Genomic DNA, 13,268 nt, shown 5'->3' on the forward strand with positions numbered 1-13,268 from the left:
ATCCGCGCCGTCTCATTCCCCGCCGTCTGGCACCAGCCTGAGGCCCGCTCGGGGCGGCCGGACATGCGGACCGGCGACGGTGGTCCAGGACGCGTCGCAGGATCGGGCGGCAATCGCGCGCTCATCGATCTCGAGACCCAGGCCCGGCCGATCGCCGAGAATGATGCTCCCGTCGACGATCTCCTGGTCGACGTCGACGCCGAAAGGCGCGCCGAGATCCTGAATCTCATGACTGAGAAGGTTGGGAACCGCCGCCGCCGCATGGGCAACTGGATTGGTGTTGTAGCCGACCGGACTGACCGGCAGATCGTAGGCATGGGCGAGCGCTGCGACCCGCAGGAAATGGGTTATGCCCCAGCAGCTTCCGGCCTGGACGATGTCGACGGCGGCGGCCGAGAGGAAGGGGCGGTACTGTTCGAGCCCGGTGAGGTTTTCGCCCGTCGCGACAGCAGCGCGCGCGCCCCGGCCAACGGCGAGATGACCATCGACATCCCAGCGCCGCACTGGCTCCTCGATCCAGCTGAGATCGACCTTTTCCTCGATAAGCGCGAGATGCCGCACGGCCTGCTTTCGCGACAGCGATTCATTGACGTCGAGCATCATGGCGGGCGCCCGGCTGTTGCGGGAAAGAACGTCGCGCACCGCCAGCAGCCGCCGAACGTCCGCCCCGGCCTCCCGCCCACCCTTCAGCTTGGCGGCGGTAAAGCCGCGTTCGGCCCAGGTCTCATAAAGGGCGACGAGCTCATCGTCGCCCAAGCCATAATCCAGCGCCGAGGCATAACCGGATACCTTGCGATCCCGACCACCGAGGAGTCGCCAAAGCGGCTCGCCCGCGAGCTTGGCCTTGAGATCCCATAAAGCCATGTCGGCAACGCCGATGGCGCCGAAGACCGAGCCGCCATGGCCGCTCTTGAACACAAATGCCTGCATGCGGTCGTAGAGCGCGGTCGCGGCCCGCGGGTCCTCTCCTTCGAGAGCTGGAAAAACCCGTGCGATGTCGGCATGCCCGCCAAGGCCGACGCCCGTCACCCCGATATCGGTTTCCAGGATCAGAATCGGGACCTCGGTGACGCCCGTTTCGATGACACCGTTGACATCGCCGATCGGGCGGCCCCAGTCGACCGTTGTGGTGAGGCTGCGATAGCCGGTAATCTTCATGGTCGGGACCTCTTCTCAGCGCGTCCAAAGGACGAACGGCTGCGATGCGAAAATTGATAATACATATTATGTACGATCTTTTAGTTATCCGCTAGGGTTGTCGATGCGTCAGATTGCGCCATCGGCGAAGTCGCCATCCGCCTCCATCCGATGCAGCGAAAGCCGCTGAATATCGTGCTATCCATCGCCAGAGATGTTTTGAGGTGCCCTGGGTCGTGGGCTGCTTCCCCGGTGGCTTGCGAGCCCTCGCAAGCACCGGACGCGGGCATGAACGGCGCCGACAGGAGATGACGCGGTTGAGTGATCCACAGGAACCGTCGGTCGTGCCCGGATTGACCCGGCCAATCGTGTTCGCGCGGCGCGGGCGCCTCGCGGAAGCCGTCGTCGAGCATCTGACGATGGCGATCGTCACCGAAGTCTATCCGGCAGGAACCTCGCTGCCGACCGAAGCCGTCCTGTGCGAAATGTACAAGGTCAGCCGCACGGTCATTCGCGAAGTGTCGACCACGCTTGCGGAAAAAGGGCTGATCGTCAGCCAGCAGGGGCGCGGCACCATCGTTCAGGACAAGTCCCACTGGAACCTCCTGGATTCGATCGTTCTTAGAGCGCTGTTCCATCGCGATGACGGCATCTCCTATCTCGACAACCTGATCGAGATCCGCCTGCTGCTCGAATGCGCGATGGCGGCCAAGGCGGCGGCGCGGATCAGCGACGACGACATCGAAAGAATGAAATCGATGCTCGGCAACATGGAAAAACTGCGAGGCGATCCGGCCGCCTACAGTCGCGCCGACGTTGAACTCCACAACTTCATCATGGCCGTGTCGGGAAACGAGCTGGGCCGCGCGATCATCAACGGCATCCAGGGCCAGGCCCTGACCAGCCGCGAGTATAACGGGCGGCCGACCCCGACCGACATCACCCAGACCCATCGCGCCCACGAGGCCATCGTCGCGGCGATCTGCCGCCGCGACAGTGCGGAGGCGGCGCGGGAGATGCGCCACCACATCGAAATATCCTGGCATCATCGCAGAACCGGGGAGAAGCCTGCGGATGCACCGCCGGCGTAGCGGCCCGCCCGCGGATTCTGTCATCGCGCCCGGTCAAGGCTGCTCGGAAAGGGAGTAGATGCGCTCCATCTCCACCCAGGTCGAGCCCTTGGGCGCGAAGGGCAACGCCTTCTGGAAACTTCTCATCAGAGCGTCCCAGGCGCGGACCTCGGCGTTCTCCGCATCGCTCTTCGACTTGGCGACCGCGTCGAACCTGTCGCCCTGCTCCATGAGCATGAACATGCGGTCACCGACGAGATAAATCTCCAGGGCGCGGATATCATCGGCGCGAATGGCGGCGGTCACGGCCGCCGGCGGTCCACCCGGCCGATGCCATTCGCGGTAGCGGGCGATGAGTTCGGGATCGTCGTGAATGTCGACGGCGAAGCACTTGCGGACGGTGCCCATGAGGTTCTCCCATAATGCCAGTGATGCGGCGGTGCGCGAAACCGCCACTGCGCGGCAAGCGGCTCGCGGGCACCACCGCCCGCGAGCCGCTTCGCTCATTTGACCGAGCGGATCGGCAGTACGAAGAAGGAGCCCAGGCCGACGAAGATCACGGCGACGATGAAGAGCACCCGGTAGTCGTGGTCGAACATGCTCAGGAGAATGGCGGCCATCGGCGGGCTGATGATCTGCGGAATGTTGATGGCCGTCGTCAGGACGCCGAGATCCTTGCCGGCATTGTCTTCGTCGGTCTTCGGCAGGACCTGCGTCATCAGCGCCAGGTCGATGGACATGAAGGCGCCGTACCCGATGCCGATGAGCGCGGCATAGATGTACATGCCCTCCACGGTCGGCATCCAAAGCGGCACGACCATGGCGGCCGTCATGAACAGGCTGGCGAAGAAGACGAAGGGTTTGCGCCGCTTCATCCAGTCGGAGAGATAGCCCCCGCCGAGCGAAGCGATGACGACGAAGACGAAGGTCAAGCTGGCAAGATTGCCGATGGTGATGTTCGCCTCTTCGTTGGACAGCTTGATGTAGTCCTGCAGGATGTAGAGCAGGTACGTGGCGATGGCCTGATAGCCCATGTAGATGACGAAGCGCCCGGCGAAGGCCCAGGCGAAGTCATGCGAGGTCAAAGGCTTCCAGAAGCCGTTCAAAAAGCTGACGAAGTCGAACTTCTCGCGCTTGGCGTCCAGCGACGGCGCCTCGCGGTTGATCAGCACGAAGGCGACGCAAGTGACGGCGATGGCGGCCGCGAAGAGGCCGTAGGCGGCCACCATCTGGTTGGCCAAGCGTCCGGCGATGAAGGGTCCTGCCGCGACGCCCGCCGTCATGCCGGCTCCCACGAAGCCGCCGGCGATGCCGCGTGAGCTGATGGCGAAACGGTCCGCCACCACGGTCGTCAAGGCCGGCTGCATGGAGTTGAGCGCCACCGTCGCCATCACCCAGATGACGGTGATCGACACCAGCGTCGTCATGAACGACACGCCGAAGAGCGCGGCCGCGCCGACCAGTGCGCCGAAGGCGATCCAGGGCGACCGCCGCCCCCAGCGGCTGCGCGTCCGATCGGAGAGGGCGCCGGCGATGGGCGTCGTGAGCGTCGAGAAGACCGAGGTGATCGCGAACAGAATGGCGAGGTTGGCGGCCTTGTTCTCCGGGTCCAGCGCGGCGATCTGATTGGGCAGCAGAACGCCGAGAACCCCGCAATAGAGGGCCAGGAGCACGAAATTGTTGATCAGCAGGGAAACCAGCAGCGTCCACCGGCGCCGCCCGCTGACGAAGGGCGTGTCGGCCTCCTCATAGCGCAAGGCGTCGCTGGTTATGTTGGGAATGGACATCCCTCACTCCTCCGTTAGTAATATATAATATGTATTACCAATTTTGAGCGAAGTGCAAGAGAGGGCGCTGCGGCAAACCGCTCCGCATTGCCCCTAACGAAGATATGCGGCGCCGTCGCAGAGCCGGAAAAATGCGAGGAGGCGTCATTTTCCTCTCCTCCTCTCGGGGGATGAAGAGACCTCGGCGGAAATCGCCTGCTCGCCAGCGAACGGTTGAGGTGGATCATCGCGCCCCCCTGCCCGGCACGGCTTCCTTGGCCGTCCGGCTGCACGGCAAAGAACCCAAGGCGCGCCGACGAACCTCTTGTCGGTGACTTCGCCGTGAGCCCCGCCTTCATGCCATTCCCGCCCGACCGCGATGAGAATCCTGTCCATACTTTTGAGAAGCCACGCTATCCTCCGCACCGGCGAGCGGCCGTACGATCCCACCAATCGAAACAAGAGGGAGAGGCGGCGATGATCGATTTTTCGGATCGCGCGCAGGTCGCCAAGGCCATCCAGTACACCAACGTTAATCCGGATCTGACCCGCGAGGGGCTGCTCGCGCACGTCAAAACCTGTGCGGAGTACGGGTTCGACGCCGCGATGGTGCCGCCCTGCTGGGTGCGGCTCGCCAAGGCAGAGCTCAAGGGAACTGGAGTCAAGGTCGCCTCGACCGTCAACTTCCCCATGGCCAACGACACGTTGGAGATGAAGCTCGCGGTGGTCCGGCTGCTCGCCAAGGAGGGCGCGGACCAGTTCGACTTTCCGCCCAATCCCGGTCTGCTGCTGGGCGGCGAGGAAAAGGAATACGCCGCCGAGCTGCGTGAAGTGACGCGGGTCGCTCACGAAGAAGGCATGGTACTCAAGGCCATGCTGGAGTTCGGCTACATCACCACGCCTGATCTCAAGGCCAAGGCGGCCCGCTTTGCCAGCGAGGCCGGCATCGACTGGGTGAAGCAGTCGAGTGGCTGGGGCAAAGGCGGCTGCGAGGCCACCGTCGAGGACGTCAAAATTCTCAAGGCAAACATCACCGCGCCGTGCAAGGTCAAGGTGTCGGGCAAGGTCAACACGCGCGAGAAGATGAAGGCGCTGTTCGAAGCCGGCGCCGAGTTGGTCGGCACGAGTTCGGGTCCGGCCATCGTCGACGGCATCGAAGGCAATCCGAACGCCTATTGACGCGATCTTTCGCAATCATCGTTCGTCGGGAGGATCAACGATGTCAGTGCTTGTTTTCGGGAGCTATGCCAAGGCGCTGGTGATGACCGCCGCGCGCATTCCGACGATCGGCGAGACCTTGCTCGGCAAGGATTTTCGCCAGACTTTCGGCGGCAAGGGCTCGGATATGGCGGTGCAGGCGGCCCGGCTCGGCTGCGCCACGGAATTCGTCGGCGTCGTCGGCGACGACGCCTTCGGCCACGAATTCATCGCACTCATGAAGGCCGAGGGCATCGGCATCGCCGGGCTCAGGGTGACGGGCGAACAGCCCACGGGTGCCGGCTTCATCATCAAGGACGAGGCGGCCCGCAACATCATCGTCGTCGACATGGGCGCGAATGCCCTTTTCGGTCGTGCCGATGTCGATCGCGCGCTTGGCGGGCTCGCCGCGCCCAAAGTGGCGCTCGCCCAGCTTGAAATTCCGCTCGATACCGCGCTGTACGGCCTTTCTGCCGCCCGCGCGAAGGGCGCGACGGCCATTCTCAATCCCGCCCCGGCGCTGCCCCTGATCGGCCAGGACCTTTCCATGGTCGATATTCTGACGCCGAACGAAACCGAGGCGCGCGTCGCGCTCGGTCTTTCGCCGGACGATCCGAGAGACAACGCCGAAATCGCCGCCGAACTGATGAAGACCGGCTGCGGCGCCGTTGTCATGACGCGCGGCGAGGATGGCGTTCTCGTTCATGACGGGCAGAAAACTCTGACCCTGCCGGCCTTCAAGGTCGACCATGTCGACAGTAACGGCGCCGGCGACAGCTTCAACGCCGCGCTCGCCGTCGCCCTCGCCGAGGGACGGGCATTGCCCGATGCCGCCCGCTTCGCATCGGCGGTAGCGGCCCTCTGCTGCACCCGCTGGGAGACGGTGCCCTCGTATCACACGCGGGCGGAGGTCGAGCGCTTTTTGAAGGAATCCGCCTGAGACAGGCAGGCGAGGCGACATGAGGAGGATCACGTCGTGAGACCAAACCGCATTCTTCACCCTGAGCTGGCGCGCGCCCTGGCGACGCTCGGCCATACGGACATCGTGCTCGTCACCGACGCGGGCTTTCCAATTCCCGCCGGTGCCAACCGCATCGATCTCGGCTTCTACGAGGGCCTGCCGGACATCTGCGACATCCTGCGCGTGCTGCGCCAGGAGATTTTCGTGGAGGAGGTCCACTTCGCGACGGAGGTGCGCGACCGCAATCCCGACCTCTACGCCAACCTCCAGGAGATCTACACCGGCGCCGGGGCCGTCTTCAAAGGCACGACGCACGAGGAGCTGTGTGCCGACTATGCGAAGCGTGCCAAGGTGATCATCCGTTCGGGATCGTTCAATCCGTGGGCCAACATCGCGCTCATCGCCAGCACCGATCCCTTCGCCTGGTTCAGCCCCGAGTCCAATACCAAGGTGCTGCCTGCCTATGAGGAGCGGCGCCGCCTGATGACGGAGAAGGTCGTTCCCGCTCTCGCCTGAGGGGGGGGGAGACGCCGCCTTACGACGACAGCCGTTCCGGCGCCGGAGCGCCGGAACGCCAAAAATCGACCATCGACAACCATGACAGGGAGGACGTCATGTTTGGCAATCCCTTCGCGGGACTGAATCTCGCGATCGACCCGGTTCTGCCGGAGCGCAAGGACGCGCGCATCGGCTGCATCGGTTCCGGCTTCATCATGCGCGACTGCCATCTCGTCGCCTACCGGGAAGCGGGCTTCAACCCGGTAGCGATCGCCTCGCGCACCCGCGACAACGCGGCCGCCGTAGCCGAGCGTCACGGCATCGGGAAGGTTCACGACAGTTGGCAAGATTTGGTCAGGGACCGCGACATCGAGATTCTCGACATCGCGCTGCCGCCGGATGCGCAGCTCGAGGTGGTGCGCGAGGCGGCCAAGGAAGCCGGCCACATACGCGGCATTCTCTGCCAGAAGCCGATGGCGATGACGCTCGCCGGTGCCCGTGAGATGGTAGAGCTTTGCGAGCGCGCCGGCATCACGCTCGCCGTCAATTCAAACATGCGCTACGACCAGTCGATCCGGGGGCTCAAGTCCCTGCTGGACCAGGGCGCTCTCGGCGAGCGTGTGCTGGCGACGATCGAGATGCGGGCGATCCCGCACTGGCAGGATTTCTGGCGCGTCTACGACCGGGTGGAAATCCTCAACATGGGCATCCACCACATCGACGCCTTCCGCTATCTCTTCGGCGATCCCGAAAAGGTCACGGCGATCACCCGGTCCGATCCGCGGACGCGGTTCAGGCATATCGACGGCATCTCGCAATACACCTTCAAATATGCCGACGACTTCATGGCCACGAGCCTTGACGACGTCTGGGCCTGGCCGGGCGGCGAGAGCGAACCCGACATCTATATCAAGTGGCGGGTCGTCGGCACGGAGGGCCTGGCGCAAGGCACCATCGGCTGGCCCAGATATCCGATCCGCACGCCGAGCACCCTCACCTTCACCTCGAATCTCATGCGGCGCGGCTGGATCAGCCCGAGCTGGGACAAGGTGTGGTTTCCCGACGCCTTCGTCGGAACCATGGCGCAGCTGCTGCGAGCGGTCGAAAGCGGCACGACGCCCGAGATTTCGGGTCGCGACAACCTGACGACGCTTGCCTGTGTGGAGGCCTGCTACCGCTCGATCGCCGAGGAGCGAACGGTGGGTCTCGGCGAGATCGTCCGGGACATGCTGGCCTGATCAAACTCAACGAAAAAGTGGGAGAGAGACAATGATACCGGTCGGAATCTTCAGCGGATATTTCCCCTACGACCTCGCCACCGTAATCGACAAGGTCAGGGGGCACGGCTTCAGCACGGTCCAGTTGGACCTGTCCTTCAAGGACCTCGACTTCACGCCGGGTAATGTCACGCGGCAGAAATGCCACAAGGTGCGCGATACCTTCCGCCGCGCCAATCTGCCGATCTGCGCAATCTCGGGCTACACCAACATCGTCCACCCCGATCGCGCCGAACGCGAGCGGCGGGTCGGCTATCTGACGGAGATCATCCGCAGCGCCCGCGATCTCGGCACGCCCTACGTCATCTCAGAGACGGGCACGTTCAACACCGAGAGCGACTGGGTCGACCATCCGCGCAACAAGACGCCGGAGGGCTACCAGGAAGCACTCGACGTCATCGCCGGCCTTGCGCAGGAGGCCTACGACCATGGGGCGATCTTCCTGGTCGAGAACTACGTCAACAACGTCGTCGGCTCGGTGAAGGAGGTCCTGCGCCTGTTCGCCGACCTGCCGCATCCGGGCCTCGGCCTGCTGATGGACCCGACGAACTATTTCGACGGCACCAACATCGACAATGTCGAGGCCACCATCAACGAGATGTTCGACGCGCTCGGAGAACGTATCAAGATCGCCCATGCCAAGGACTGCAAGCGGGCGGAGGACCAGGGCGAGAAGCATGTCGAGATCGAGGGGCCGGAAGCCAACACCTTCCGCGGCGCCGGCGCCGTCGAGCTTCCGGCCGCCGGCCTCGGCGTCCTGAACTACGAGCTCTATCTCAAGCGTCTCAGCCGGCTTCATCCGAACATTCCGCTGATCATCGAGCATCTCGACGAGGACGATGTTCCGCGCGCCAAGGCCTTCGTTGACGATACGCTGGTCAAGATCGGCGCCTGACGAGGAGCCGCGCCCTCCGACAGCGGCCGTGCCCGACGCCGAAGCACCGGGCACGGCAAGACGCTGCGGCCCTCGTGTTTTCCGACGCGGCTACTCAGCGGCGGACGTCGCGGCCGGGACCGTCTCCGCATGGGCGTGGAGCACGAAGGCGTGAGGCCGTGTCAGTTCGTCGGGCTGGAGGATCTCGTCGAGACGCTCGCGCGTCAGTAGCCCCATCGTCAGCACCACATCATAGACGCTGAGCCCGCTTGCCAGCGCGTGTTTGGCCACCGCCGTGGCGTTGGTATAGCCGATATAGGGGTTGAGCGCCGTGACGATGCCGATGGAGTTCTCGACGGTGCGGCGCAGATGCTCGCGGTTGGCGGTGATGCCGACGACGCAGCGCTCGCGCAAGGTATCGCAGGCGGCGCTGAGGTGCGTGAGGCTCTTGAACAGGCTGTAGGCGATCACCGGCTCGAAGGCGTTGAGCTGGAGCTGGCCCGCCTCGGCCGCGAAGGTCACGGTGGCGTCATTGCCGATCACCTCGAAGGCCACCTGGTTGACGACTTCCGGGATCACCGGATTGACCTTGCCCGGCATGATGCTGGACCCCGCCTGGCGCGGCGGCAGGTTGATCTCCCCGAGTCCGGCGCGCGGGCCCGAGGAGAGAAGCCTCAAGTCGTTACAGGTCTTCGAGAGCTTGACGGCAACTCTTTTCAAAACCCCCGAGAGCTGAACGAAAGCGCCGCAGTCCTGGGTTGCCTCGATCAGGTTCCCCGCCGTACTGAGCGAGACGCCCGTGATCCTTGAAAGCGTGGCGCAGACTTCAGCGGCATAGTCGGGATGAGCGGTAATGCCCGTGCCGATGGCGGTGGCGCCGAGATTGATTTCGCTGACCAGCGCCGATGCCTCGCGCAGCCGCTCCTGATCCTCGCCGAGCATGACGGCATAGGTGCGGAACTCCTGCCCGAGCGTCATCGGCACCGCGTCCTGGAGCTGAGTGCGCCCCATCTTGAGCACGTCGGAGAATTCGTCCGCCTTCGCCTCGAACGCCAGACGCAGCTCGCCCATCGCCTCGACGAGACGCCCGATCAGCCCGTGCAGCGCCAGCTTGATCGCCGTCGGGTACACGTCGTTCGTGCTCTGGCTCATGTTGACGTGTTCTATGGGATGAAGATGCGCGTATTCACCACGCTGCCGGCCGAGCAGTTCGAGCGCGCGGTTGGCGATGACCTCGTTGGCGTTCATGTTGGCAGAAGTGCCGGCACCGCCCTGGATGACGTCGACGACGAAATGGTCGTGCAGGGCGCCCTGCCGGATCTCAGTCGCGGCCTGGGCGATGGCGCGGGCTCGCTCGGCATCGATGAGGCCGAGGCGTTGATTGGTGAGCGCCGCCGCCTGCTTGATCGCGGCAAGGGCCACGATGAAGTCGGGATAGGTTTTCATCGTGATGCCGGTGATCGGAAAGTTCTCAACCGCGCGCGCGGTGTGGACGCCGAAATAGGCATCGGCTCGAACAGGCATGTCACCCAGCAAGTCGTGCTCGGTACGAAACCCTGAACCAGACATGATTTTCTCCTTCGCGGGTCTCGGTCCGACAGGACCCGCGTGTTCTTCATTCGAACGATCGGTGGCGGTCACGGCAGTAATGATCCTGGTCGAGTGCCGGGGCGGCCGACGCACCTGGATAAGCAGTTCCCGTTTGCCCCGGCAGCAACAACGACGGGTACGCTCCCGCCGAAAGACATCAACGGCCGGTCAGTTCGTGGACCAGTTCAGCCAAAACCGAGAACCTCGGTGCGAGGCTGTCCAATTCGAGATACTCCGCCTCGCTATGGGCCGCGCCGCCGATCGGCCCCATGCCGTCGAGCGTCGGGATGCCCAGCGCGGCGGTGAAGGCGCCGTCCGAGCCGCCGCCCGTCGCCTGCCACCCGATCTTCACCCCGAGGCGTGCGGCGATGGCATCGACCTTGGCACAAAGGGCCATGGTTTCCTCCGTCGGGTTCATCGGCGGCCGGGTCAGCCCGCCGGAGACGCTGGCCGTGACGCCGGCGACAAAGGGGCGGCGGACCATCTCGTCGAGCGTGGCCTGGACCAGTTCGGCCTGATCGAGCGACACCAGCCTGACGTCCAGCGCCATTTCCGCCTTGTCGGCGATAGCATTGACCGCCGTTCCGCCGGACACGAGGCCCGCATTGAGGTTCAGCCCCTTTTGCAGATCGGTCAGTCCATGCAGGGCGACCACCCAATGAGCCAATTCCTCGATCGCGCTCGCGCCCTTCTCAGGATCGACGCCGGAATGAGCGGCCTTGCCGTGGAAGGAAATCGCGTAGCGGCAGCTTCCCTTGCGCTGGTTGACGAGGTTTCCGTTCGCACGAGCGGGTTCGAGCACCAGCGCGTAGCGGCTTTTGGCACCGATTTCCTCGAGCCACGGGCGGGCATGGACCGAGCCGATCTCCTCATGGCTGTTGAGGGCAATGCAGATGGAGGGAATGGTGCCGCCGGCCTGCGAAAGAGCCTCGGCCAGATGAAGCGCATAGAGGCTGCCGGACTTCATGTCCATGACGCCAGGGCCAAATGCCCGGTCGCCTTCGGTTCTGAACGGTCGCGCCTTGGCGGTTCCCTTCGGGAAGACCGTGTCGAGGTGTCCGAGAAGCAGAATATCGTAATGATCCGCGCAACCAGGGCTCAGAACTTCCAGGCAAGGGCCGAGCGACGGCTCGACGATCCTCTCCCGGACCTGCCAGCCAATCGCGCTGAAGCGCCGCTTGAAGAACTCGGCGACCTTGGCAACGCCTTCCCGGTCACGACTGCCGCTGTCGATGTTGACGATGAATTCCAGGTCCTTGAGGTAGCCCTGGATATCAAGTGGGCGGAGAGCCATTGAAAACGCCTTTTCAGTATCACGTCTCGATTGACGATGATGCACGGGCGGATCCAAGGCCGCCCGTGCCTGGTATCGAACGCGTTTCGTCCTCAGGCGAACACGGCGAAAAGCAGGACGGTGACGATCCCGCCCATGACCGGCAGGACGGTCCGGCGAACGATCTCGAACGGTGTGCATTCACCGGCGTCGCTCACAGCGATGATCACGCCGGCGACGGGAGACATCGAGCGGGCCAGCCCGGCCGTCAGCTGCATCGGCAGCAGCATCGACACGGGAGCGGCGCCGAAGCCGGCGGCGACATTGGGCGCCAGATGTCCGAATGAGAAGAAGGCCGCGTTGCCGGAGCCGACGATGACCGTCACGACGATGACGATGAGGCACATGACCAGGGTCATCGCGGTAACGCCCAAGCCGGCGTTTTGCGCAGTGTCGATCAGGAAGCCGACCATGCCGATGGTCTTCAGGCCTGATGCAAAGACCTCCGCGCAGATGATCAACGACACGATGCGGCCGAACATGTGGCCCATGCCGTCGAAGAAGGCCATGAAGCCCTTGAACACCTTCTGGCCATTGCGATGGCGGATGAGTTCGAACACGAAGGCCAGCAGCACGCCGATCAGCATGGCCGTGACGACGTCGAGCTTAATGGAGCTGACCAAAAGCTTGCTGAAGACCAGGATCAGCGTCAGCGGCACCATGGGCAGCAGGGCATAGTAGGTCGGTGCTCGCGATCCCCCGTCATTTTCATCGGCACCCGCATGGAGAGCCTCTGCCTCGACGACGTGTCCGCGGCGACCGTCGAAATAGCGGCCGCTGACATAGGTCAGGACCATGACCACCAGAATGACGGCGATGCTGACCGGAAGCTGATATTGGACGAAATAGACCGAAACATCGAGCCCGGCGGTCTTGGCCGCGAGATTGACGTTGCCGGAGGCCGGACCGAGATCGAGCATGGCCGTCGTGCCGATCATCGCGGCGGCGGCCGCGCGACTGACGCCGAGACGAACCAAAGTGGGGAAGAAGGTTGCCAGCAGGAGCATGGCAAGTCCGGCCGCGCTTGGAATGAAGATATTGAGGACCTGTCCGACGCCATATCCCAGCGCCAGAACCACATAGGGCGCGTTGAGCAACTTCAGAGGGCGGATCGCGATGTCAACCATGGCATCGGTCGCGCCAATCTTGTCCATGTACTTCGAGAAGCCGCCAGCCGCCATGATGATCATGCCAAGGCCGGCCGTCCTGACGGACAGGTTCTCGCTGGCGTAGTTGAAGATGTCAAAGAAGGCCAGCCCCGTCGAATCAGACTTTCCGAAAAGGATCGATGTTTCCGGGGAAATGACGAGGGTGAGACCCAGCAGCAGCAGCCCCGCGACAATAAGTACGGTGTGCGGCTGATAGTTTCTTATGATGAGCCAGGCCACCGCTATCGTAACCGCGAACCCCACCAGAAAACCTAGCATAATATACTCTTCTCCCCTCCGTCTAGAAAATTACATCCGATCTAGATTTCATTGCCGTTACGTTGACCGACAGCATCCAGCGCGAGGAGCCCGGCCCATCAGCGCGGCTTTATAAGATCAGCCTGATCTATCGAGATT

General features: G+C 63.7%; 12 protein-coding genes. 6 read left to right on the forward strand and 6 right to left on the reverse strand.

The window, feature by feature from the left end; translation table 11 throughout:
- Nucleotides 1-12 precede the first annotated feature (12 nt).
- A complete protein-coding gene (locus tag B5D38_RS13740; RefSeq protein WP_078709002.1) occupies nt 13-1,158 on the reverse strand; it encodes a mandelate racemase/muconate lactonizing enzyme family protein in 1,146 nt (381 codons plus the stop codon).
- A gap of 296 nt (nt 1,159-1,454) precedes the next feature.
- On the opposite strand from B5D38_RS13740, the gene B5D38_RS13745 reads away from it, so the two are divergent.
- Nucleotides 1,455-2,228: a FadR/GntR family transcriptional regulator gene (locus tag B5D38_RS13745; protein ID WP_207552952.1), complete on the forward strand. Its 774-nt coding sequence runs from the start codon at nt 1,455-1,457 to the stop codon at nt 2,226-2,228.
- Between the two features lie 33 nt (nt 2,229-2,261).
- On the opposite strand, the gene B5D38_RS13750 is transcribed toward B5D38_RS13745, so the two are convergent.
- Nucleotides 2,262-2,615, reverse strand: coding sequence for an L-rhamnose mutarotase (locus tag B5D38_RS13750; RefSeq protein ID WP_078709004.1), 354 nt, complete (start codon nt 2,613-2,615; stop codon nt 2,262-2,264).
- Nucleotides 2,616-2,710: 95 nt separating this feature from the next.
- Entirely contained in the window at nt 2,711-3,994 is a 1,284-nt protein-coding gene (locus B5D38_RS13755; protein ID WP_078709005.1) for an MFS transporter, read from the reverse strand.
- A gap of 456 nt (nt 3,995-4,450) precedes the next feature.
- On the opposite strand from B5D38_RS13755, the gene deoC reads away from it, so the two are divergent.
- The 5 genes from deoC to B5D38_RS13780 all read left to right on the forward strand — a co-directional run bounded on the left by deoC (nt 4,451) and on the right by B5D38_RS13780 (nt 8,801).
- Nucleotides 4,451-5,152: a deoxyribose-phosphate aldolase gene (gene deoC, locus B5D38_RS13760; RefSeq protein ID WP_078709006.1), complete on the forward strand. Its 702-nt coding sequence runs from the start codon at nt 4,451-4,453 to the stop codon at nt 5,150-5,152.
- Nucleotides 5,153-5,192: 40 nt separating this feature from the next.
- Nucleotides 5,193-6,110, forward strand: a complete 918-nt coding sequence (locus tag B5D38_RS13765) for a ribokinase (RefSeq protein ID WP_078709007.1) — start codon at nt 5,193-5,195, stop codon at nt 6,108-6,110.
- A gap of 36 nt (nt 6,111-6,146) precedes the next feature.
- Nucleotides 6,147-6,647 (forward strand): D-ribose pyranase, encoded by a 501-nt coding sequence (gene rbsD, locus B5D38_RS13770; protein WP_078709008.1) that lies wholly within the window; start codon nt 6,147-6,149, stop codon nt 6,645-6,647.
- A gap of 98 nt (nt 6,648-6,745) precedes the next feature.
- Nucleotides 6,746-7,867, forward strand: coding sequence for a Gfo/Idh/MocA family protein (locus tag B5D38_RS13775; RefSeq protein WP_078709009.1), 1,122 nt, complete (start codon nt 6,746-6,748; stop codon nt 7,865-7,867).
- A 31-nt stretch (nt 7,868-7,898) separates the two neighbouring features.
- The gene (locus tag B5D38_RS13780; RefSeq protein WP_078709010.1) at nt 7,899-8,801 is read left to right on the forward strand and encodes a sugar phosphate isomerase/epimerase family protein; all 903 of its coding nucleotides are present in this window, start codon (nt 7,899-7,901) and stop codon (nt 8,799-8,801) included.
- Nucleotides 8,802-8,891: 90 nt separating this feature from the next.
- Here B5D38_RS13780 and aspA read toward each other — a convergent pair whose 3' ends face one another.
- The 3 genes from aspA to dcuC form a co-directional block, all read right to left on the reverse strand.
- Nucleotides 8,892-10,349 (reverse strand): aspartate ammonia-lyase, encoded by a 1,458-nt coding sequence (gene aspA, locus B5D38_RS13785; protein ID WP_078709011.1) that lies wholly within the window; start codon nt 10,347-10,349, stop codon nt 8,892-8,894.
- Nucleotides 10,350-10,527: 178 nt separating this feature from the next.
- Nucleotides 10,528-11,664, reverse strand: a complete 1,137-nt coding sequence (locus B5D38_RS13790; protein ID WP_078709012.1) for a M20 family metallopeptidase — start codon at nt 11,662-11,664, stop codon at nt 10,528-10,530.
- 92 nt (nt 11,665-11,756) lie between these two features.
- Nucleotides 11,757-13,130: a C4-dicarboxylate transporter DcuC gene (dcuC, locus tag B5D38_RS13795; protein ID WP_078709013.1), complete on the reverse strand. Its 1,374-nt coding sequence runs from the start codon at nt 13,128-13,130 to the stop codon at nt 11,757-11,759.
- Between the last annotated feature and the right edge of the window lie 138 nt (nt 13,131-13,268).

This window comes from Consotaella salsifontis (assembly GCF_900167365.1).
Lineage (GTDB): Bacteria > Pseudomonadota > Alphaproteobacteria > Rhizobiales > Rhizobiaceae > Consotaella > Consotaella salsifontis.

Coding starts and splice junctions, on each gene's coding strand:
- B5D38_RS13740 (WP_078709002.1), bottom strand. CDS start 1,158: ATGAAGATTACCGGCTATCGCAGCCTCACCACAACGGTCGACTGGGGC.
- B5D38_RS13750 (WP_078709004.1), bottom strand. CDS start 2,615: ATGGGCACCGTCCGCAAGTGCTTCGCCGTCGACATTCACGACGATCCC.
- B5D38_RS13755 (WP_078709005.1), bottom strand. CDS start 3,994: ATGTCCATTCCCAACATAACCAGCGACGCCTTGCGCTATGAGGAGGCC.
- deoC (WP_078709006.1), top strand. CDS start 4,451: ATGATCGATTTTTCGGATCGCGCGCAGGTCGCCAAGGCCATCCAGTAC.
- B5D38_RS13765 (WP_078709007.1), top strand. CDS start 5,193: ATGTCAGTGCTTGTTTTCGGGAGCTATGCCAAGGCGCTGGTGATGACC.
- B5D38_RS13775 (WP_078709009.1), top strand. CDS start 6,746: ATGTTTGGCAATCCCTTCGCGGGACTGAATCTCGCGATCGACCCGGTT.
- B5D38_RS13780 (WP_078709010.1), top strand. CDS start 7,899: ATGATACCGGTCGGAATCTTCAGCGGATATTTCCCCTACGACCTCGCC.
- aspA (WP_078709011.1), bottom strand. CDS start 10,349: ATGTCTGGTTCAGGGTTTCGTACCGAGCACGACTTGCTGGGTGACATG.
- B5D38_RS13790 (WP_078709012.1), bottom strand. CDS start 11,664: ATGGCTCTCCGCCCACTTGATATCCAGGGCTACCTCAAGGACCTGGAA.
- dcuC (WP_078709013.1), bottom strand. CDS start 13,130: ATGCTAGGTTTTCTGGTGGGGTTCGCGGTTACGATAGCGGTGGCCTGG.